Here is a 21231-nt window from a genome sequence, read left to right as displayed (position 1 = left end):
CCCATGCCCGATCCCATCTTTGTCGCGGTCGCAGTGACCGCGGTGCTCATCGTCGGCCTCAGCAAGGCCGGACTTCTGGGGGGCTTGGGCGTTGTGGGCGTGCCGCTGCTGGCCCTCGTCATGCCCGCCCGCGACGCAGCCGGCATGATGCTGCCCGTGCTGCTCTGCATGGATGCGGTCGCCGTCTGGATGTACCGCAAGGAATTCGACTGGCACATCCTCAAGATCATGCTGCCTGGCGCCGCCGTCGGCACGCTGATCGGCTGGGCGCTGTGGGCCGTTGTGAGCGACGCCATGGTGTTGCTGATGGTGGGCATCATCACGCTACTCTTCGTGCTCGACGCCATCCTGCCCTTGCGCAAGAAGCTCGAAGGTCTTCCCCCCTCAAAGCCCTGGGGCGGCTTCTGGGGCGCCGTCGCCGGTTTTACCAGCTTCATCTCCCACACCGGCGGGCCGCCCTTCCAGATCTACGTCCTGCCCCGACGGCTGGCCCCCGCCGTCTATGCCGGCACGACGGCCGTGTTCTTTGCCATCGTCAACACGTCCAAGCTCATCCCCTATTTCTTCCTGGGCCAGCTCAACGTGCACAACCTGGCGCTCTCCGCAGCCCTGGCGCCGGTCGGTATTGCGGGCGTGTTCCTGGGCATCTATCTCGTGCGCCGCATTTCCATGCGGCTCTTCTACCGCATCGCCTACTGGCTGGTGTTCCTGCTTGCCCTGCAGCTGATCTGGGACGGTTCGACGCGGCTGCTGGCCGGTTAGCTGGCTTCACAGCGCCCTGCCCACTGGCTAAACTTCTCCCCGGTATCACTTTCGGGAGTCGCTCCGCATGAACGCAGCCGCACAAAAGGGCCACAACCAGTTTGGCGACCTGCCGGTCTGGGACTTGTCCGATCTCTATCCGGGCAAGGACAGCGCCGAGTTCAAGGCCGATCTGGAACAGGCCCGGCGGCTGGCCGCGAAGTTCGAAGCCGACTTCAAGGGCAAGCTGGCCGACATGACCCGCGCCGGCACGCTGCTCTCGGCCATCCGGGACAGCGAAGCGCTTGGCGATCTGACCGGCCGCATCGGTTCCTACGCCTTCCTGCAATACGCGCAAAAATCCACCGACCCCGACCGTGCCAAGTTTATGGGCGACACCAACGAGGCGCTGACCGCCCTCTCCACCAAGGTGTTGTTCTTCGAACTCGAACTGAATCGCATCCCCGACGCCGATCTCGACGCCGCCATCGATCGCGATCCGGAGCTGGCGCGCTACAAGACCTGGTTCGCCGACCTCAGAAAGGCCAAGCCCTACCAGCTCGACGACAAGCTCGAGGAACTCTTCCACGACAAGTCCGTGACCGCCTTTTCCGCCTGGAACCGGCTCTACGACGAGACCCTCTCGAGTCTCGAGCTCGATGTCGACGGCGAAACACTCAACCTCGAATCGACGCTTCACCTCCTGTCCGAGCGCGACCAAGCCAAGCGCGAAGCCGCATTCAAGGCTTTGGCCAAGACCCTGGGCGCCAACAGCCGCCTGTTCACCCACATCACCAATGTCCTCGCCAAGGACAAGGAAATCTCCGACCGCTGGCGCGGCTACGAGGACATCGCCGATAGCCGCCACATGGCCAATTCGGTCGAGCGCGAGGTGGTCGATGCCCTCCAGAGCGCCGTGCAGGATGCCTATCCGCGCCTGTCGCACCGCTACTACAAGATGAAGGCGCGCTGGTTCGGCAAGGACAGGCTCAACGCCTGGGATCGCAACGCGCCGCTCCCCACGAGCGACGAGCGCGTGTGGGACTGGACCACCGCCGTCTCTACGGTGCTGGACGCCTATGGCCGCTTCTCTCCCGACCTGGCCGAGGTGGCTCGTCCGTTCTTCAACTCCGGCTGGATCGACGCGCCCACTGGCAATGGCAAGCTCTCGGGCGCCTTCGCCCACCCGACCGTGCCCAGCGCCCATCCCTATCTCATGCTCAACTACATGGGTCGGACGCGCGACATCATGACCCTGGCGCACGAGTTGGGGCACGGGGTGCACCAGCGTCTGGCAGCCGCGCAGGGTCCGATCCTCGCCAATACGCCCCTCACCCTGGCCGAGACCGCTTCGGTGTTCGGGGAGATGCTGACCTTCCGCTCGCTGCTCGACAAGACCACCGATCCCACGCAGCGCTTCGCGCTTCTGTCCTCGAAGGTCGAGGACATGCTCAACACCGTGGTGCGGCAGATTGCCTTCTACACCTTCGAGCGCAAGGTCCACACGGCCCGCCGACAGGGCGAGTTGCGCACGGAGGAAATCAACGCCCTCTGGCTCGAAGTGCAGGCGGAATCGCTGGGCGACAGCATCATCGCCAACGAGGGCTACGAGGTCTTCTGGACCTATATCCCCCACTTCATCCACTCCCCGTTCTATGTCTATGCCTACGCCTTCGGTGACTGCCTTGTGAACTCGCTCTACGCACAGTATGAGAAGGCCAGTGAGGGTTTTGCGGAGCGCTATTTCGAGCTTCTCAAGGCCGGGGGAAGCAAGCACCATTCCGAACTGCTCGCGCCGTTCGGGCTGGACGCGAAGGACCCCAAATTCTGGTCGCTTGGCCTCTCGATGATCGAGGGGCTGATCGACGAACTTGAAGCCACCGCGCCCAAGGGCACCGCGGCAAATTGACGATACGACGACCAACCGAGGACGACATGGCCCATCACGCCGAGCCCCATCCCCCGCTGGACCACGAGTCCCCGATGGACTACGCCCAGCACGAACGCACCTACAACGGCTTCGTGCAGGGTGTGAAATGGAGCGTGATCGCCACGGCCGTCGTCGTCATCATCCTCTACTTCCTGATCAGTCCATAACCATCGCGACCAGCGGGCACGAATGAAGCGCCTGCCCGACGGCAGGCCGGCAGGAGATTTCATGAAGGTTGCAGTGCTTCGCGAGCGCGATTTCGGCGAAAGCCGCGTCGCCGCGACCCCGGAAACGGTTGGCAAACTGATCGCCCTGGGCGCCGACGTCGCCGTCGAAAGCGGCGCAGGCGCCCTCTCTCGCTTTCCGGACGATCAATACGCCGCCGCCGGCGCGGCCGTCGTCCCAAGTGCTGCCGAAGCCCTGCGCGACGCTGATATTCTGCTCTGCGTGCGCCGCCCATCCGTGGCCGCGCTCACGGGCATCCGCCCCGGCGCCCTCGTCATCGGCACGCTCGATCCCTACGGCCACGAGGCCGATATCGCAGCCCTTGCCCAGGCCGGCGTCACGGCCGTCGCCATGGAATTCATGCCGCGCATCACCCGCGCGCAGGTCATGGACATCCTCTCCTCCCAGGCGAACCTGGCCGGCTATCAGGCCGTCATCGAAGCGGCCGCCGTCTTCGAACGCGCCATGCCCATGATGATGACCGCCGCTGGAACGGTGCGTCCGGCAAAGGCCTTCGTCATGGGCGCAGGCGTGGCGGGCCTCCAGGCCATCGCCACGGCCAAGCGCCTGGGCGCCGTCGTCTCGGCGACCGACGTGCGGGCCGCCGCGGGCGAGCAGGTGGAGTCCCTCGGCGCCAAGTTCATCATGACCGACGCCCTCAAGGACGCATCGGGCACCGGCGGCTACGCCCGCGAACTGACGCCGGATGAGCAGGCTGCGCAGGCAGAACTGGTCGCAGGCCACATCGCCAAGCAGGACATGGTCATCACCACTGCGTTGATCCCTGGCCGGCCGGCGCCCAAACTCGTTACTCGAGCCATGGTCGAGTCCATGGCCCCCGGCTCCGTCATCGTCGATCTCGCCGGCGAGCGCGGCGGCAATGTCGAATTGACGGTCCCCGATCAGGTGATCACCCACCAGGGCGTCTCCATCATCGGCTATACCAATCTGGCCGGGCGCATCCCGACGACCGCGAGCCAGCTCTACGCCCGCAACCTCCTCTCCTTCCTCGACACGCTGATCGACAAGAAGGCCAGGACCCTCGCCATCGATTGGGAAGACGAACTGCTCAAGGCGACCGTACTGACGCGCGACGGCGCTGTCGTTCACCCCAATCTCGCCGCCGCCGCTGCACTTGTCTCCACCCCAACGCCGGCCGCGCCGGCGCCTGTGCCGACGCCTGCCGCTACGCCAGCTCCCAAAGCGCCCACGCGCAAGAGCGTCAGCAAGGCTCCTGCCGCACCCGACGGCGTCCTTGCTGCAGCCGCCCCCCCGCCAAAAGCCTCGCGGCCCAAGCGGGCGCCCGCCCAGCCCAACCCCGCGGTCGGTGAAACGCCGCCAAAGGCCGCCGCGCCACGCAAGCGCGCCGCAGCCAAAAAGCCTGCTGCTCCGGAGGAGGGCAACTAGATGGAAACGTCCGCCAACACTGCAGCTGACGCGGCAACTGCCCTTGCGCATGGCGCGATCGGCGGCCCCATCGACCCGTTCACCTTCCACCTCGCCATCTTCGTGCTGGCGATCTTCGTGGGCTACTTCGTGGTCTGGAGCGTCACACCCGCGCTGCACACCCCGCTGATGAGCGTCACCAATGCCATCTCCTCGGTCATCGTGGTCGGCGCCCTGCTGGCCGTCGGCGTCCACCTCGCCAACGACGCCAGCTGGCTGAGCAAACTGTTCGGCTTCATCGCGCTCGTCTTTGCGTCGGTGAATATCTTCGGTGGCTTCCTCGTGACCCAGCGCATGCTGGCAATGTACAAGAAGAAGGGCTGAGCGCCATGATCGACGCCAATATCGCCGCCCTTCTCTATCTCGTTTCGGGCGTGCTGTTCATCCTCGCCCTGCGCGGCCTCTCCCACCCCGCCTCCGCCCGCCAGGGCAACCTGTTCGGCATGGTGGGCATGGGCATCGCCATCGTCACCACGCTGGCCGTGGCGGCACCATCAGATTGGGTTAGCTGGCTTCTCATCATCTCCGGCCTTGGTATCGGCGGCGGCATCGGCGCCTATATGGCGCGCACGGTCAAGATGACCGACATGCCCCAATTGGTCGCCGCCTTCCACTCGCTCGTCGGCCTTGCCGCCGTCTTCGTTGCTGCCGGCGCGCTCTACGCTCCCGAGGCCTTCGGCATCGGCGTCCCCGGAGCCATCCACGCCCAGGCGCTGGTGGAAATGTCGATCGGCGTCGCCATCGGCGCCTTCACCTTCACCGGCTCGGTCATCGCCTTCGCCAAGCTCAACGGCAATATGAGCGGCAAGCCGATCATCCTGCCGGCGCGCCACCTCATCCACATCGCCATCGGCGTGCTGATCATCGGCCTCGTCTGGGCCTTTACCGGTTCGGCCAACCCCTGGCTCTTCTGGCTCATCACGCTTCTGGCCCTGGTCCTGGGCGGCCTGATGATCATCCCCATCGGCGGCGCCGACATGCCTGTCGTCGTCTCGATGCTCAACTCGTACTCAGGCTGGGCCGCGGCGGGTATCGGCTTCACCCTGGGCAACACTGCCCTCATCATCACCGGCGCGCTGGTTGGCTCCTCGGGCGCCATCCTTTCCTACATCATGTGCAGGGCGATGAATCGCAGCTTCATCTCCGTCATCCTGGGCGGCTTTGGCGGCGACGCCTCGGCAGGCGCTGCCGCCGGCGAAGATGACCGCCCGGTCAAGCAGGGTGCGGCCGACGATGCCGCCTTCCTCATGAAGAACGCCGGTAAGGTCATCATCGTCCCCGGCTATGGCATGGCCGTGGCCCAGGCCCAGCACGCACTGAGGGAAATGGCTGACCTCCTCAAGGCCGAGGGCGCCGAGGTCAAATACGCCATCCACCCTGTGGCGGGCCGCATGCCCGGCCACATGAACGTCCTCCTCGCCGAGGCCAACGTCCCCTATGACGAAGTCTTCGAGCTCGAGGACATCAATTCCGAGTTCGCCCAATCGGACGTCGCCTTCGTCATCGGGGCCAACGACGTCACCAATCCCGCAGCCAAGACCGACAAGACCTCGCCCATCTACGGCATGCCGGTTCTCAACGTCGAAGACGCGGGTACCGTACTGTTCATCAAGCGCGGCATGGCGGCCGGCTATGCGGGCGTGCAGAACGAACTGTTTTTCCGCGACAACACCATGATGCTGTTCGGCGACGCCAAGAAGGTGACCGAAGACATCGTCAAGGCGCTCGGCCACTAGCCGCGGTCAATAGTGCGGCGGCGGCTTCTCCGAGGCCGGGTCGGCGATGTAGCTCCCCGAGCGCACCTGCTCTTCCATCTGGTCGAGCCGGCGGCGCAGGGCCTCGATAAGGCCCCACTGCTCCGTCAGCGCCGCATTGAGCTCTTCGATGGTCCGCTCACTATAGGCCAGCCGGATTTCCAGCGCATCGATGCGTGAATCGTGATCGATCTGGCCCATGCCCGTTTTCTCCTTCATCTATCGGCGCTTAGCGCTATCGCACCTGGCGCGTCGAGGCAACGTTGACGCGGCTGTGTTGACCCTTGCGGAACTCTTGCGCGTCAAATCCCATTGAATCGGCAGAATTGACAAATTGCGAGCCGCGAAATGGCCACCAGCACTGTTAAAGCCCTGCCGATCCCGACCCGCACGCACCCGCTGCAAATGCAGTGGCAGTCGATGGTGAACTTCGTTGTTTACGCAGGTCTTCCCCTGGGCCTCTTCGGTCTGGTCAATCTTGTTGTCGACGCCACCGGCCACTATCCGTTCTTCTTTTCGCCCTTGGGCATTCCCGGCTGGGTCGGCGCCATCCTGCACATGGCGATGCTGCCTCTGGTCGGCATTGCCGGCTGGATGGTGGCTAACAAGGCCGGTGGCCGCACGGCCCAGCGCTGGCTGGCCCTCTTTGCAGCCGCCCTCATCGCCTTCCCCTTTGTTGTGACCGTAACGTCCTCCCTCGTGCTGTCCATGCTGGCGATGGCGACCCTGTTCGTCGGTGTTGGCGCCGCTGTCCGCGTTGCCCGCATCTCGCACCGGGCCGCATGGCTCCTTGCTCCGGTTCTGGCCTGGGTCGGCCTTAGTGCTGTTCTGGGTCTGGTCTTCACCGCCGCCTGGGCCCCGCCCTTCGGTTTGGTGCAGAGCAATCAGCCGGCCGCAAGCGTCTAGGTTACCGCCGCGTGCCTTCTTGCCCATATGGCTCGAAAGAGTCATGTGGGCATAAGTTTTGCTCGCGAAGGTCCCATGACGCGCCATCTCAAGATCGATGTGTTCACCGACGTTGTCTGCCCCTGGTGTCTGGTCGGCTCGGCGCGGCTCGACAAGGCTGTCGCCGCCCTGCCGGACGATGTTGAGGTGACCATCGAAAATCACCCCTTCTATCTTGACCCGACAGTGCCCGCCGAAGGTGTCGATGTGGGACAGATGCTCAAGGCGAGGTATGGGCGCGATCCTGAGGAAATGTGGGCCCGGGTCGAGAGCGAGGCCGCCAAGGCCGGGATCGAGCTTGACCTGTCCCGGCAGCCGCGCATGTTCAACACCGCCAAGGCGCACACCATCACCCGGTTGTCGCGCGGCAGTGGCAACCAGCACGAACTCGCCAACGCCATTGCCGAGGCCTACTTCCTCGATCACCGGCAGATCAACGACGACAATGTCCTGGCCGACATTGCAGCCGAGCACGGTTGGGACCGCGGCGATGCGCTCGATGCCATGAACGACGCGCATGAACTCTCCGTCACCCAACAACTGGCCACCGACGCGGCAGCGCAAGGCATTCGGGGCGTACCCTTCTTCATCTTCGCCGAAAAATACGCCCTCTCCGGCGCCCAACCCGATGAGGTGTTCACACAGGCCCTCGAAAAGACCCTCTCCGAACTCTGACATTTCCTCCCGGGCTTGCTATAGGCAGGGCCTGGTTCACCAGAGGCATGTACGTGAAGCTGCTCGGTCGTCTCCTTCTCGCCGTTCTCACTATCGCCGCGCTGCTCTATGGCGGCGTCGTGAGCTACATGTATGTCAATCAGCGCGCCCTGCAGTATGACCCCAGCGGCCCCGTCATCGCGCTGGCCGACACCACGCTCACGCGGGCGACTGACGTCGCCATTCCCTCCGGCGGCGAAGTGGTCAATGGCTGGTATCGCGCGCCGCAGCCCGGCAAGCCCACGATCATCTATTACAAGGGCAATTCGCAGAGTTTTTCGGAGGAACACGAGCGCTACGAGCAGTTCGTGGCGGCAGGCTACGGCTTCGTCGCCTTTGACTATCGCGGCTTCCCCGCCTCCCCCGGGGCGCTGACGCAGGACAACATCCTCGAGGATGCCCTGGCCGTCTTCGACTGGACGGCCGCCAAGGGCGGGCCGATCGTCATCTGGGGCCGATCCCTGGGCACGGGCCCTGCCACCTATGTGGCGAGTGAACGCGACGCTGAGGCCCTGCTGCTCGAAACGCCCTTCCTCTCGGCCGTCACCGTCGCGGCCGAGCGCTACCCCCTCCTCCCCGTGACGCTCGTGATGCAGGACCAGTTCCGCTCCGACGAGTGGATTTCGCGCGTCACCGAACCCGTCTTCGTCGCCCATGGCACCGCCGACCGGACCATAGATGTGTCGAACGGCGAGCGTCTTTACGAGCTTGCAGCCAACAAGGACGGTCTCTGGATCGTCGAAGGCGCCGATCATTCCGACCTTTGGGATGCAGGTATCTGGTCCCGCGCCGAAGCCTTCTTCCAGCGAGCCTTGTCTCGGTGACAAAACGCCAGGTTTTCGGCATGTCCGCGCGCCGGACAGCGATCGTTGGCGGCCTCATGGCGACCACCGGCCCCCTCAGCCTGTCGCTCTATTCGCCGGCCCTCCCCGCTTTGGTCAGCGATCTTGGCGCCACCGATAGTGGCGGCAAGCTGACCCTCTCCGTCTATTTTGCCGCCTTCGCCTGCGCCCAGCTGATCTGCGGCCCCCTGTCGGACCGCTATGGCCGCCGCGCCGTCGGCATGGCCTTCTTCATCATCTACGTCATCGGCAGCCTGGTGTGCGCTTTGTCGCCCACGCTCGAGGTGCTGCTGCTCGGACGCCTGTTGCAGGGCTTCGGCGTCTCTTCCGGCGTCGCCCTGTCCCGCGCCATGGTGCGCGACCAGTTCACCGGCATGGACGCTATCCGCATCCTGACGCTGGTCAACCTGATCCTCACGGTGGCGCCCGCGGTCTCGCCGACGCTGGGCAGTCTGCTGATGCTGCTGGGGCCGTGGAACATCATGTTCGTCGTAATGGCCGGGTTCGGGCTTGCCATCATCGCGCTGCTGGCCTTGGGCGCGCGCGAGACGCTGGCCGCGGACGCGCGTGTGCCTCTGCGGCCTGGCCGCATCCTGACCAATTACGGGCGGCTGCTCCGGTCGCCCGATTTCATGCTGCCCGGTCTCGTCCTGGCACTGGCCTTCGGCGGGTTCTACGTCTTTCCCGCGCTTCTGCCGTTCATCCTCATCGACCGGCTCGGCCTCACCCCGCTGCAGTTCGCCCTGGTCATGCTGATCCAGACCGCGTCCTTCATCGCCGGGAACATCGTTGCCGCCCGTCTGGCGCGCCGGCTGCGGGGCGACCAACTGGTCAGCATCGGGCTTGTGCTGATCGGCCTTGCCGGATCGGGCTTCGCCGTCCTGCCCCACCTCTTCCCCGGCTCTGTCCTTGCCGTCATGGTGCCGGTCGGCGTCTGGATGCTGTCCCTCGCCGCCATCGGACCGAGCACCACGACCGCCGCCATGGCGGGGCACGGCGATATTGCGGGCGCCTCCGGTGCCATGACGGGTTTTCTGCAGATGGGCGGAGGGTTCGTCGCCTCCATGCTCGCCAGCACGCTCTTTGCCGACGCCCTCTCGGCCATGTCGGTCATTCCGCCGATTCTGGCCGCTGCCGCCATCGCTCTGGTCGCCGTTGAACGGCGCCGCGCGCGGCCCCTCGCCTGAAGCCCCGGCGCAAACAAAAACGCCGCCCCAAAGGACGGCGTCTTAATTCGTAACTGCAGACAGCCTAGCTGCGAGCGCCGGCGGTCACCAAGCCACCTTCGCGCTGGGCGCGCTTGCGGGCCAGCTTGCGGGCACGACGGACGGCCTCGGCCTTCTGGCGGGCCTTCTTCTCGGACGGCTTCTCGTAGTAGTTGCGCAGCTTCATCTCGCGGAAGACGCCTTCGCGCTGCAGCTTCTTCTTGAGCGCGCGCAGCGCCTGATCAACGTTGTTATCGCGAACGACTACTTGCAAAGGTCAACCGCCCTTTCAAAACCCAAAATCTGTGTGGATAGAAGCGGCGTAGGCCAAGGAACTACACCGCCGACCAGCAGAACCGGTCACCGTGGCGGGGTCTATACTCCACTCGCACGCGCCTGTCCACTCCCGGCATCGGGAAAAGTCGCCTCTCTTGCCAGCTTTTCGCGATGCCGCTAACGCAGGCACAGCCATCGGAGCCAGCGCCATGTATCAGCCCGTCGTCTTCCTGCCCGGTCTCATCTGCGACGCACGCCTGTGGCGCGACGTCATCGACGGCCTCAGCCTCTCGATCGCCCCGATGGTGGCTGATCTTCGGCTGGATGATACCATTGCCGCCATGGCCGAGCGCACCCTTGCCGTAGCGCCGCCCCGCTTTGCCCTGGCGGGGCTCTCCATGGGCGGCTATGTGGCGCTCGAGATCATGCGGCAGGCCCCGGACCGCGTGACGCACCTGGCCCTGCTCGATACCTCCGCCCGCGCCGACACCGAAGAGCGCCGCGACATTCGCCGCCGCGGCATCGAACTGGCGGGCCAGGGCAAGTTCGTCGGCGTCTCCCGCGGTCTCCTGCCGACCCTGCTCGCCCCGCACAACCTCGATACCCCCCTTGCCGAAGACGTGCAGGCCATGTCCGAGCGCGTCGGCAAGGACGTCTATGTGCGCCAGCAGAAGGCCATCATGGGCCGCATCAATTCGGTCCCCGAGCTTGGCCGCATCGCCTGCCCGACTTTGGTCGGCGTGGGCGAGGTGGATCAGCTGACGCCGCCCGAACTGGCCGAAGAAATGGCGGCGCACATTCCGGGCGCCGAACTCGTCCGCTTCCTGCAGGCAGGACACCTGCCGACCATGGAAAATCCTCCGGCCGTGATCGCCGCCTTCAAGGACCTTCTCGCGCGCTGATCGTCGCTACGGCCGGATGATGCGGTTGATGTGGCCCATCTTGCGCCCCGGCCGGGCCTCCGCCTTGCCGTAAAGATGGGGCTGCGTATCCCCGTCGATGCCCCCCGGCACCTGCTCCACTTCGTCACCGATGAGGTTCTGCATAACCACGTCGGCCAGTCGCCGCGGATCACCCAGCGGCCAGCCTGCGATGGCCCTGACGTGCTGCTCGAACTGATCTGTCAGGCACACAGCCTCGGTCCAGTGGCCGGAATTGTGCACCCTGGGCGCGATCTCGTTGACGAGCAGCGAAGGTCGCCCCTCGCCCGGCACCACGAAGAACTCCACCCCGAGCACCCCCACATAGTCGAGCGCGATGACGATGGCCTTGGCGATCATGCCCGCCTGCCGCTCGAGGCCCGGCGCCAGCGTCGCCGGCACGGTGGAGGTGAAGAGGATGTGGTCGCGGTGTACGTTCTCCGCCGCATCGTAGGCGCGAACCGTGCCATCGGCACCACGCGCAACGACAACCGAAATTTCCTTCTCGAACGGCACGAAGGCCTCGAGCACGAGCGGGTGCGGAGCCAGCGCCTCGAAGGCCGGCGCGAGGTCCTCCGCCGTCCGCAGCACGCGCTGCCCCTTGCCGTCATATCCGAGCCGCGTGGTCTTGAGCACACTGGGTAGGCCCAGAGCCGCGACGGCGCTTTCGAGGTCGTCCATCGAACCGACAGCGCGATAGGCCGCAACGGGGATATTCTTGGACGACAGGAACCCCTTTTCGGCCAGCCGGTCCTGCGCCACGGCCAGCGCATTGGCGCCCGGCCGCAACGGCTTCAGGGCCGCCAGGGTCTCGGCCGTCATGGCCGGGACATTCTCGAACTCATAGGTGATGACGTCCACCGTCTCGGCAAAGCGCCGCAGTGCCTCGACATCGTCGTACGCCGTCACGGTCTTGTGCGGCGTCACCTCGAAAGCCGGGCTGTCGGGATCGGGGCAATAGATATGGGTTTTGAGCCCGAGCCGCGCCGCGGCCAGCGCCAGCATCCGGCCCAGTTGCCCTCCACCCAGAATGCCGATGGTCGCGCCCGGAGCGAGCGGAGAAACAGATTGGGACACCAAAACCTACTCGCTGTCGGACGGAAATTGCGGCACCGCGTCCCGCTGGCGTTCGCGATGCGCCTCGAGACGGTCGGCGAGATCCTCATCACCCAGCGACAGCACCGATGCGGCGAGCAGCGCCGCATTGATCGCCCCTGGCTCGCCGATCGCCAGCGTGCCCACGGGCACGCCGCCCGGCATCTGCACGATCGAGTAGAGGCTGTCGACGCCGCTCAGCGCCTTGGAGCGCACCGGCACGCCGAACACCGGCAACGTCGTCATCGCTGCGATCATCCCCGGCAAATGCGCCGCGCCACCGGCCCCGGCGATGATGACCTTGACGCCATCCGTCCGCGCATTGCTGGCAAAGTCCACCATGCGCTCGGGCGTGCGGTGCGCCGAAACGATGCGCGCCTCATATTCGACGCCGAGGGTTTCGAGGGTTTCCGCGGCCAGCCGCATTGTGGGCCAGTCCGATTGGCTGCCCATGACGATGGCGACCGGTGGCTTGAGCATGGCGATTCCCCCATCGCGTGCCGCAAAGCGCGCAGTTAGCCCAATTCCTGACACAACTCAAGGCGCCGGCGGGTCAGGCGATGATGTCGGGAAGCAGGATCGTCTCGAGTTGGACAATGCGGTCCTTGAGCGCCAGCTTGCGCTTCTTGAGCCGCTGAATCAGCATGCGGTCAGCGACCCGTGACTGGGTCAGCGTATGGATGGCGGCGTCGAGATCGGCGTGTTCCTGGCGTTTCGTGGCCAGTTCCAGGCCCAGCTGGGCTTCTTGCTCCTTGGACAGAACCAACATGGCTTTCCGCGCTTCTGACGCCCCAGACAGTCCACTGGTTAGCGCATCACATTCATTTTTGCATCTGATTTCGCCCCGGCCCCGAACGGCGTCGACAAAGCGTGAAATATTTGTGACGATGCCGATGTCCAACACGCTCAAAGGAGTTGTTATGACGACTGAAGGCCACATCGCGGCGCTCGAACGGCGTCATCAGGAACTGGACCGGCAGATTCAGAGCGAACTGCAGAGTCGGCAGGTTGATGACCTGATGGTATCCGCCCTCAAGCGGAAGAAACTCGAAGTGAAGGACGAACTTTCCAAGCTCCAGGGTGCGACGCGGCAATAAAGGCCGCATAACCTGCTCGATCAGCTCTGGAGGGTCACGGCGAGAGCCGCGACCCTTTTTCTTGCGCGGCCGCCTGCGAGAAATTGTCTAGGCTTAACACCCTCTTAAGAGCCTGTCGGCATCGTCTTCCCAAAACGGCACAGCACGATTCGGAGCGATGCCGGTCAGAATGTCTGGGGTACGGATGACGCGTGTTCTTGTTGTCGATGACGATCCGGTGCAACTGCGGATTACGGCCGAAGTGGCCAATCGCGCCGGGTTCCGCCCCCTGACGGCGACAAGCGGCGAACAGGCTCTCTCCATCCTGCGCGATGACCGGCAGGTCGGGGCCATGATTCTTGATCTGGTCATGCCCGATCTCGATGGCATGGGCGTCATGGACGTGATGCGCCGCGAGGGCCTGACCACGCCGGTGATCATCCAGACGGCCAACGCCTCGCTCGAAACCGTCATCTCGGCAATGCGCCAGGGCGCGGCGGATTACTTCGTCAAACCCGTAGCGCCCGAGCGGCTGATCATCTCGCTGCGCAACGCGCTCAAGCTCGATACGCTCGAAGCCGCCATCCGGGCCGAGCACGCCCGCCGCGCCGGCACCTTTACCCGTGCCGACATGATCGCCACCGCGCCCTCCATGGCCCGCGTCCTCACCCTCTGCGCCAAGGCCGCCAAGAGCACCATTCCAGTGCTCATCGAAGGCGAAACCGGCGTCGGCAAGGAATTGATTGCGCGCATCATCCAGGGCACCGGCGACCGGGCCGGCCGGCCCTTCGTCACCGTCAATTGCGGCGCCATCCCGCCCAATCTTGTGGAGTCGGTCCTGTTCGGCCATCGCAAGGGCGCCTTCACCGGCGCCATCGCCGATCAGCCCGGCAAGTTCAGCGAAGCTCACGGCGGCACGCTCTTTCTCGACGAGGTCGGCGAACTGCCGCTCGACACCCAGGTCAAGCTCCTGCGCGTCATTCAGGAGGGCGAGGTCGAGCCGCTGGGGGCCACAAAGCCGGAAAAGGTCAATGTCCGGCTGATCTCCGCCACCAACCGGCGTTTGCTGAACCTGGCCAAGAGCGGCGACTTCCGCGAAGACCTCTATTATCGGCTCAACGTCTTTCCGATCTACGTTCCGCCCCTGCGCGAGCGGCTCGAAGACCTGCCCGAACTCGTGGCGCACTTTATCGCCCGCTTCTCTGCCGAGGCCGGCAAGCGGGTGCTGGGCGCTTCCCCAAAGGCCCTCGATCTGTTGGGCAACTACAACTGGCCGGGCAATATCCGCCAGCTCGAGAATGCGGTTTATCGGGCGGTCGTGCTGTGCGACGGCCCCTTCCTCGAGACCCAGGATTTCCCCCAGATCGTCGCGCAGTCGGCCGGCCGGGAGGAAGTGCTGCGCACGCTTGAGGAAGTCGAGACACCTGCAGCGCCCATCCATATCGACGCCGCTCCAGCCCGTCTCAAGCCCGAGATAATGCAGGCGCTATCCGCCGACCGCTTCCTCGACCAGACCGGCGAACTTCAGCCTCTCGCCGAGATCGAACGCGCCGCCATCGAGAACGCCATTCGGCATCACAACGGCCGCATGTCCCGCGTGGCGCGAGCGCTCGGCATCGGCCGCTCGACGCTTTACCGCAAGCTGCACGAATATGGTTTGGCCGAAAGCCTCAGCGACGCGGCCTGAGCATCACATGAAGATCGGTTCAGGCGTCAGGCGCACGCCAAACTCGGCCTCCACCTTCGCCTGGATGTGGCGGGCCAGCGCCGCCACGTCCTCCTGGGTGCCGTGACCCGGATTGACCAGCACCAGCGCATGCTGTTCGGAAACCCCGACCGGCCCCTGCCGATGGCCTTTGAGCCCCGCACGCTCGATCAACCAGCCCGCTGAGAGCTTGGCGAACCCTTCGGCTGCCGGGTAGCGCGGCGCCCCCGGATGCCGGGCGATCAGCGCATCGGCCACGGCCACAGGCACCACGGGATTGTGGAAGAACGAACCCGCATTGGGCAGCGTCCGCCAGTCGGGTAGCTTGCTGGCCCGCACGGCAACGACCGTCTCGAACACTCGTTCGGCCGAAACTTCCCTCTCGGCGCCCAGTGTCGAGAGGCCCGCATAGTTCAGCACCGGCACCCACGGCCGCGGCAGTCGCAGCCGCACCGAAACGACCGTAAAGCGGCCCGGATGCGCCTTGAAGACGCTGTCGCGATAGGCGAACCGGCAGTCTTCGCGGCTGAACACCCGGAACATGCGCTTCTCGTGGTCATAGGCCTCGAGCTGCTCGAAGCGATCGGCCAGTTCCACGCCATAGGCACCGATATTCTGTACCGGCGCCGCGCCCACCGTGCCCGGAATGGCGGCAAGGTTCTCCAGCCCGCCCAGCCCCTGCCGCACCGTCTGGGCGACAAGATCGTGCCAGGTTTCCCCGGCGCCCGCCTCCACCAGCGCCGCCTCGGCCGTACCGTCGAGCACGCTGATGCCCTTGATGCCCATCAGCGCCGTGACCCCCTCGAACTGGCTCGACAGCACCACGTTCGAACCACCGCCCAGCATGCGCAGCGGCAGCCCCCGCTCCTCGGCTTCGGCCACGAGCTGCTCCAGCACGCCCTTGTCGGTCACCACGGCGCCGAAGCGCGACCGCGCCGGCACAGCCAGCGTGTTGTGAGGCCCAAGGTCGAAATCGGGAATGAGAAGCGAAGTCATGGCATGGCCGCCTGGGCGTCTGCGCCCGGAGGGGCGGGTTTCTGGGCTGAGCGTGGTCCCCCTATAGCGCGTGCGCACTGATTTGCCACGTCGCCCCGGCTATTGGGCCAGGTCCGCCCGCGCCCGCTCCAGCTCGTTCGAATAGCGTCTCAGAAGGTGCGACTCCGTCAGCGTCCCGATCACCTTGCGCTCTGCAAGGTCCGAGACGACCACAAGGGCATCGGCATTGTGCTTTTCGAAGAGCGCTTCGGCGTCGACGGCCCCCAAAGCCGGATGCAGCATCACGTCGGTGTGACGCAATATGCTCCCCACCATGGCACCATCCTCCAGCGCCTCGTCCGCATAGGCGTCCGCCACATCGATCATCCCCGCATAGCGGCCATCGTCCCTGAGCCCGATGACGCGGGTGGCGGCGCCGAGCGGATAAAGCCGTCGGAACTCCTTGAGCGTCATCTCCTCGCTGACGGATTTGACGTCGCGCCGCATCATCCGCCCCACGGTCAGGTTGCGCATCCAGCCCACGTCATGGGCGCTGCGGATAGTTTCGCCGCGCAAATGGAAGCGCCAGGTGGTGAAGGAGTAGCCGAAGGTTTCGCGCACCAGCATGGAGGAGGCCACGGCCGCGACCAGCACCGCCACCGTCAGGGGCAGGCTCCCCGAGGTTTCGAGCGCCAGGAAGGCCATGGTGAGCGGCCCGCCCACGATGGCGGCGGCCAGCCCAGCCATGCCGACGAGCATGGGAATGCTGGGCTCGGGAAAGAGGCCCGGATTGATCCACAGCGCGACCCAGTAAAGGACCTGCCCCAGGATCGCCCCGAGGAAAAGGGACGCGAAAAACAGGCCGCCGCGGAACCCCGCCCCCAGCGAAATCGCCGAAGCCAGCACCTTGAGAAAGACGATCGATATCGCCAGCACCACCGGGAGCGGCGGCGCGGCAAAGGCCTTTTCCAGCGCCCCATGGCCCGCCGACAGCACAGCCGGCGTAATGAGGCCCAGTGCCCCGACGGCCAGTCCACCCACGGCCGGGCGTGCCCAGGTCGGGATCTTGAAGGTGCGGAACGCCTGTTCCACCGACCCCACCAGCCGCATCAGCAGGATGCCGATAGCCCCGGTCACGAGGCCGCTGAGGATGATCAGCAGCACCTGCGGCACCCCGATCGTGATCACCTCGGGAATGGTGACGATCGGTTCGCCATGCCCGAACAGGGCCGTCACCAGCACCGCCGCGATGGACGCGGCCATGACCGGCGCCAGCGTCGCGATCGTATAGGTGCCGATGATGAGTTCGAACGCATAGAACGCGCCAGTGAGGGGTGCACCGAACGCTGCGGCTATGGCCCCCGCTGCGCCGCATCCCACGAGCTTGCGCATGTCGCCCCTGCGCAATTGCAGCATGTCTCCCAACTTGGAAGCGGCAACGCCGCCCATCTGGGTGTAGGCCGCCTCCAGTCCTACAGATGCGCCAAAGCCGTTGGAGATGATCGTCTGACCGGTGATGATGAGGCTGTCCACCATGGAGAGTTTCCCGCCATGCAGGGCATTGGCCTCCACCAGGTCGACGTAACGGGCCTTGCGACGGCGCAGCGCGAGACCGATCAGCCCGAGCAGGACACCGCCCGCCGCGGGAATAAGCATGGCGTCGACAGGCAGGCCGCCCAGGCCGCTGATGCGCTGGTCGGGCGGCAGATCGAACAGCGTGCTTTGCAGCCAGTAGGCCACGGAGCGCAGCAGCAGAACCATGAGCCCGGCGAACACACCCACAAGCACAGCCAGGAGGACCAGCCAGCTCTCGCGGCGCCGCACCAGCGTCCGCAGACGGGCGGGCAGACCCGCCCTGTCGATCCGACCGAGCCACCAGACGGCCACCCCCGCCCAGCCCTCGCCGAGCGCATGCAGAAGGGAAGGTTTGCCTTGGAACTCTGGCGGCGGCAGGTTTTGGCGGGGTTCGGCTTGGTCGGGCATGGCCCGTTTGGCTTGCAATGCCCGCTTGGCGGCGTCAATGGGCTTGCAGCGCCCAATAGGCACCACACCGCATTTTGACACCGCCCCGCCAAAAAAACCGGCGGGCAGCGCCGTACGTTTGTCGGCGGGGAGGTAGCATCCGCTTCGGCCTCGGCGTAGCCTTAACGGGACAAGAGGAGAATCGTCCCCATGCCGCAGCGCGCGTCCGTCCTCGCGCCTTTCCGCCACCAGACGTTCCGTATGCTCTGGCTTGCCACCCTCGCCTCCAATCTGGGTGGCCTCGTGCAGGCCGTTGGTGCCGGCTGGATGATGACGACGCTGACGGACAGCCACAACATGGTGGCGCTGGTGCAGGCCTCCACCACCCTGCCGATCATGATCTTTTCCATCGCCGCAGGCGCCCTGGCCGATAATTTCGATCGGCGTGTGGTCATGCTGATCGCCCAGATCGGCATGGCGATCGTCTCGCTGGTCCTCGCCATCATGGCCTGGATGGGTCTGCTCAACCCCTGGCTGCTGCTGGTCTTCACCTTCCTCATCGGGTGCGGCACCGCGCTCTTCAATCCATCCTGGCAGGCCTCGATGGGCGATGTCGTGCCGCGCGAGGATCTTCCCGGCGCCGTCACGCTCAATTCGATGGGCTTCAACATGATGCGCAGCGTCGGGCCTGCGGTGGGCGGCCTCATCGTTGCGCTGGCGGGTGCCGCGGCCGCTTTCGCGCTCAACGCGGTGTCCTATCTGGCGCTCATTGCCACTTTGTTTTTCTGGCGCCCCCAGCAGGCCAAGGCCCGGCTGCCCCGCGAACGGCTGGGCAGTGCCATGGGCGCCGGCATCCGCTACGTCTCGATGTCGCCCAACCTGCTCATCGTGCTGCTGCGCGGCTTCCTCTACGGCTTCGCCGCCATTGTCGTCTTGGCGCTGCTGCCCTCGGTGGCCGAGGAATATGTGGGGGGCGGCGCCCTCGTCTACGGCACGCTCCTCGGCTCCTTCGGCCTCGGAGCCATTGCCGGCGCCCTTCTCAACAATCCGCTGCGCGAGCGCTTCAACAACGAGACAATCGTGCGCCTCGCCTGCCTCGGCTTCGCCCTCAGTGCCCTGGGCCTCGGCTTCAGCCGCAATTCCATCCTGAGCCACCTGGCGCTGCTTCCGGCCGGCGCGTGCTGGGTTTTGGCGCTCAGCCTCTTCAACGTCTCCATTCAGCTCTCCTCGCCGCGCTGGGTGGTGGGCAGGGCCCTCTCGCTCTACCAGACGGCGACGTTCGGCGGCATGGCCCTGGGCAGCTGGACCTGGGGCCTCAGCGCCGATGCCCTCGGCGCCAACTGGGCGCTGGCCATGGCGGGCGGCGTCCTGTTGCTGACCGGCGCCGTCGGCCTCAAGCTGCCACTGCCCCAGTTCGAGGCGCGCGACCTCAACCCCCTCGACACCTTCAACGAGCCTCTGCTCAAGCTGGACCTGCGAGCGCGCAGCGGGCCGATCCTGATCATGGTCGATTACCGCATCGCGCAGGGCGACATCCCCGCCTTCCTCGCTCTCATGAGCGAACGCCGCCGCATCCGCATCCGCGATGGCGCGCGGCAGTGGTCGGTCCTGCGCGATCTCGAGGATCCCGAACTTTGGGTAGAGAGCTATCACGTCCCCACCTGGATCGACTACGTCCGCCACAATCTGCGCCGCACCCGCGCCGATGCCGACAATGTCGAGCAGTTGCGCGCCCTCCATCGGGGCGAGGGGCTGCCGCGCGTCCACCGGATGATCGAACGCCAGACGGTGCCGCTCGATGATTCCACCCCGCTGCGCTCGAGCCCGGAACCGCACGGCTAGTTAAACAATTGATGGTGCAGACCTATCGGGTTTGCCCATTAGCTTTCTTGCCGTTGTCGGATCAACCAAGGCGTCCCGGAGGGCGCATGAGCACAGAAGACCAACGCATCGAACACGAAATGCATCGGATCGGCGCCACCACCGACCCGTTTGCAGCCGCGGTGCGGGCCACTCGGATGCCCATGCTGATCACCGATCCCAATCAGCCGGACAACCCGATCGTATTCATGAACGACGCGTTCACCAAGCTCACCGGCTATACGCGCGAGGAGGCGCTCGGACGCAACTGCCGGTTCCTGCAGGGGCCCGGCACCAGTCGGGACGACGTCACGAGGGTGCGCAACGCCGTCGCCCGCCGCGAAGCGATCGAGATCGATCTGCTCAACTATCGCAAGGACGGCTCGAGCTTCTGGAACCGCCTCCTTCTCTCGCCGGTCTTCGACCAGGACGGAAAGCTGAGCTACTTCTTCGCCTCGCAGTTCGACGTTTCGCCGGACCGGCGGCGCGTTTCGGAACTGCAGATGACGCAGGGCGAACTGGAAAGCGAGATCGAGCGCCGCATGCTCGACCTCACCGCCAGCGAGGGCCGGCTGCGCTTTATCCTCCAGGCGGCACAAATGGGCATCTGGAACTTCGGCATGCAAAGCCGGACCCTGCTGGCCTCGGCCCGCACAAAGGCGATCTTTGGGCGCGAAGCCGGCGATGTGTTCAGCTACGCAGACATGATGTCGGCCTTCTCCGAAGCCGATCAGGCCCGCTGGGAAGAAACGGTCCAGTCCGCCGCGGCAAGCGGCGCGGAATTCGTCATCGATTGCCGGTTGGTGATCCCTGAGCAGGAAGAGCGCTGGGTGGAGTTGCGCGGCCAGGTCAACCGCGATGCCATCGATAGCCCCCTCTCGGTCCTTGGTGTGGCGATGGACATCACCGAACGCAAGTACGCCGAAGAGCATAGCAAGCTTCTGGCGCGCGAACTCAATCATCGCGTCAAGAACTCCCTGGCGACGGCGCAAGCGGTATTCTCGCAGTCCCTGCGATCGGCCCGTGACCTCACGGAAGCCAGTGACACGGCCTTGGGCCGCATCCAGGCTCTCTCCACCGCCCAGGACCTCCTGACCAAGGAGGGCTGGAGCAGTGCCACCATGCGCGACGTGGTGGATCGGGCCTTGGCGCCCTTCGCCTCGGACAGGGTGCGCGTCGCCGGTCCGCGCGTCTTGCTGGGGGCGCGTGCGGTGTCGACCTTGTCGATGGCGCTGCACGAACTGGCCACCAATGCCGCCAAATACGGCGCGCTGTCCGGCGCACAGGGTTCGGTCACCATAACCTGGTCCATCGAGACCACCGGCGTGCCGCAGATGCGCTTCTACTGGAGCGAAATGGACGGCCCTCCCGTCTCCGCGCCGAGCCGCCGCGGCTTCGGCTCGCGCCTCATCGAGGATACCGTTGCCATCGAGCTCAACGGCACGGCACGCATCGATTATCGCCCCGAAGGGGTCAAATACGAGATCACTGCGCCGCTGCCCGATCTGGCGCAGGACGTCGACGCCTATGCGGCTGCGCCCGAGGAGCATTAGGGGAGGC

General features: G+C 65.5%; 22 protein-coding genes. 15 read left to right on the top strand and 7 right to left on the bottom strand.

The window, feature by feature from the left end:
* Positions 1-3: 3 nt before the first annotated feature.
* The 6 genes from IC608_RS17705 (at position 4) to IC608_RS17680 (ending at position 6078) form a co-directional block, all read left to right on the top strand.
* Complete coding sequence (locus IC608_RS17705; RefSeq protein WP_191778246.1) at positions 4-762, top strand: sulfite exporter TauE/SafE family protein; 759 nt, start codon at positions 4-6, stop codon at positions 760-762.
* Between the two features lie 67 nt (positions 763-829).
* Entirely contained in the window at positions 830-2650 is a 1821-nt protein-coding gene (locus IC608_RS17700) for a M3 family oligoendopeptidase (RefSeq protein WP_191778245.1), read from the top strand.
* Between the two features lie 74 nt (positions 2651-2724).
* Complete coding sequence (locus IC608_RS17695; protein WP_248306482.1) at positions 2725-2838, top strand: aa3-type cytochrome c oxidase subunit IV; 114 nt, start codon at positions 2725-2727, stop codon at positions 2836-2838.
* A gap of 61 nt (positions 2839-2899) precedes the next feature.
* The gene (locus tag IC608_RS17690) at positions 2900-4303 is read left to right on the top strand and encodes a Re/Si-specific NAD(P)(+) transhydrogenase subunit alpha (protein ID WP_191778242.1); all 1404 of its coding nucleotides are present in this window, start codon (positions 2900-2902) and stop codon (positions 4301-4303) included.
* On the top strand, positions 4304-4666 hold the full coding sequence (locus tag IC608_RS17685; RefSeq protein WP_191778241.1) for a proton-translocating transhydrogenase family protein: 363 nt from the start codon (positions 4304-4306) through the stop codon (positions 4664-4666). It abuts the gene before it with no gap.
* A gap of 8 nt (positions 4667-4674) precedes the next feature.
* Positions 4675-6078: an NAD(P)(+) transhydrogenase (Re/Si-specific) subunit beta gene (locus IC608_RS17680; protein WP_191778310.1), complete on the top strand. Its 1404-nt coding sequence runs from the start codon at positions 4675-4677 to the stop codon at positions 6076-6078.
* A gap of 6 nt (positions 6079-6084) precedes the next feature.
* On the opposite strand, the gene IC608_RS17675 is transcribed toward IC608_RS17680, so the two are convergent.
* On the bottom strand, positions 6085-6297 hold the full coding sequence (locus tag IC608_RS17675; RefSeq protein WP_210316412.1) for a SlyX family protein: 213 nt from the start codon (positions 6295-6297) through the stop codon (positions 6085-6087).
* A gap of 147 nt (positions 6298-6444) precedes the next feature.
* Between IC608_RS17675 and IC608_RS17670 the strand changes: the two genes are divergently transcribed.
* From IC608_RS17670 to IC608_RS17655, 4 genes are all read left to right on the top strand, one after another.
* Complete coding sequence (locus tag IC608_RS17670) at positions 6445-7002, top strand: tryptophan-rich sensory protein (RefSeq protein WP_191778239.1); 558 nt, start codon at positions 6445-6447, stop codon at positions 7000-7002.
* A gap of 75 nt (positions 7003-7077) precedes the next feature.
* Positions 7078-7716, top strand: a complete 639-nt coding sequence (locus IC608_RS17665; protein WP_191778237.1) for a DsbA family oxidoreductase — start codon at positions 7078-7080, stop codon at positions 7714-7716.
* A gap of 53 nt (positions 7717-7769) precedes the next feature.
* Positions 7770-8579, top strand: a complete 810-nt coding sequence (locus IC608_RS17660) for a CocE/NonD family hydrolase (protein WP_191778236.1) — start codon at positions 7770-7772, stop codon at positions 8577-8579.
* Positions 8580-8599: 20 nt separating this feature from the next.
* Complete coding sequence (locus IC608_RS17655; protein WP_191778234.1) at positions 8600-9784, top strand: multidrug effflux MFS transporter; 1185 nt, start codon at positions 8600-8602, stop codon at positions 9782-9784.
* A 64-nt stretch (positions 9785-9848) separates the two neighbouring features.
* Here the strand turns inward: IC608_RS17655 and rpsU are convergent, their stop codons facing one another.
* Positions 9849-10076 (bottom strand): 30S ribosomal protein S21, encoded by a 228-nt coding sequence (rpsU, locus tag IC608_RS17650; protein WP_191778232.1) that lies wholly within the window; start codon positions 10074-10076, stop codon positions 9849-9851.
* 211 nt (positions 10077-10287) lie between these two features.
* Here rpsU and IC608_RS17645 point away from each other — a divergent pair, with 211 nt between their 5' ends.
* Positions 10288-10980, top strand: coding sequence for an alpha/beta fold hydrolase (locus tag IC608_RS17645; protein WP_191778230.1), 693 nt, complete (start codon positions 10288-10290; stop codon positions 10978-10980).
* A gap of 6 nt (positions 10981-10986) precedes the next feature.
* Here the strand turns inward: IC608_RS17645 and IC608_RS17640 are convergent, their stop codons facing one another.
* From IC608_RS17640 to IC608_RS17630, 3 genes are all read right to left on the bottom strand, one after another.
* The gene (locus IC608_RS17640; RefSeq protein ID WP_210316411.1) at positions 10987-12078 is read right to left on the bottom strand and encodes a 5-(carboxyamino)imidazole ribonucleotide synthase; all 1092 of its coding nucleotides are present in this window, start codon (positions 12076-12078) and stop codon (positions 10987-10989) included.
* Positions 12079-12081: 3 nt separating this feature from the next.
* Positions 12082-12573 carry a 5-(carboxyamino)imidazole ribonucleotide mutase gene (gene purE, locus IC608_RS17635; RefSeq protein WP_191778226.1) on the bottom strand — a complete coding sequence of 164 codons (492 nt, stop codon included), beginning with the start codon at positions 12571-12573 and terminating at the stop codon, positions 12082-12084.
* A gap of 73 nt (positions 12574-12646) precedes the next feature.
* The gene (locus tag IC608_RS17630) at positions 12647-12862 is read right to left on the bottom strand and encodes a YdcH family protein (RefSeq protein ID WP_191778224.1); all 216 of its coding nucleotides are present in this window, start codon (positions 12860-12862) and stop codon (positions 12647-12649) included.
* A 151-nt stretch (positions 12863-13013) separates the two neighbouring features.
* Between IC608_RS17630 and IC608_RS17625 the strand changes: the two genes are divergently transcribed.
* Positions 13014-13190, top strand: a complete 177-nt coding sequence (locus IC608_RS17625; protein WP_191778223.1) for a YdcH family protein — start codon at positions 13014-13016, stop codon at positions 13188-13190.
* 184 nt (positions 13191-13374) lie between these two features.
* Entirely contained in the window at positions 13375-14856 is a 1482-nt protein-coding gene (locus tag IC608_RS17620) for a sigma-54-dependent transcriptional regulator (protein WP_191778221.1), read from the top strand.
* Between the two features lie 3 nt (positions 14857-14859).
* Here the strand turns inward: IC608_RS17620 and murB are convergent, their stop codons facing one another.
* Both murB and IC608_RS17610 read right to left on the bottom strand, forming a co-directional pair.
* Positions 14860-15870, bottom strand: coding sequence for a UDP-N-acetylmuramate dehydrogenase (gene murB, locus IC608_RS17615; protein ID WP_191778219.1), 1011 nt, complete (start codon positions 15868-15870; stop codon positions 14860-14862).
* 99 nt (positions 15871-15969) lie between these two features.
* On the bottom strand, positions 15970-17832 hold the full coding sequence (locus IC608_RS17610) for a chloride channel protein (RefSeq protein WP_248306481.1): 1863 nt from the start codon (positions 17830-17832) through the stop codon (positions 15970-15972).
* Between the two features lie 189 nt (positions 17833-18021).
* Here IC608_RS17610 and IC608_RS17605 point away from each other — a divergent pair, with 189 nt between their 5' ends.
* Together IC608_RS17605 and IC608_RS18385 are read left to right on the top strand one after the other, a co-directional pair.
* A complete protein-coding gene (locus IC608_RS17605; RefSeq protein WP_191778217.1) occupies positions 18022-19653 on the top strand; it encodes an MFS transporter in 1632 nt (543 codons plus the stop codon).
* Positions 19654-19739: 86 nt separating this feature from the next.
* A complete protein-coding gene (locus tag IC608_RS18385; protein ID WP_191778216.1) occupies positions 19740-21224 on the top strand; it encodes an HWE histidine kinase domain-containing protein in 1485 nt (494 codons plus the stop codon).
* The last annotated feature ends 7 nt before the right edge of the window (positions 21225-21231 follow it).

Origin of the sequence: Devosia oryzisoli, from assembly GCF_014837245.1 — a bacterium.
Classification (GTDB): domain Bacteria; phylum Pseudomonadota; class Alphaproteobacteria; order Rhizobiales; family Devosiaceae; genus Devosia; species Devosia oryzisoli.
This window is presented reverse-complemented; position numbering and strand designations above follow the sequence as displayed.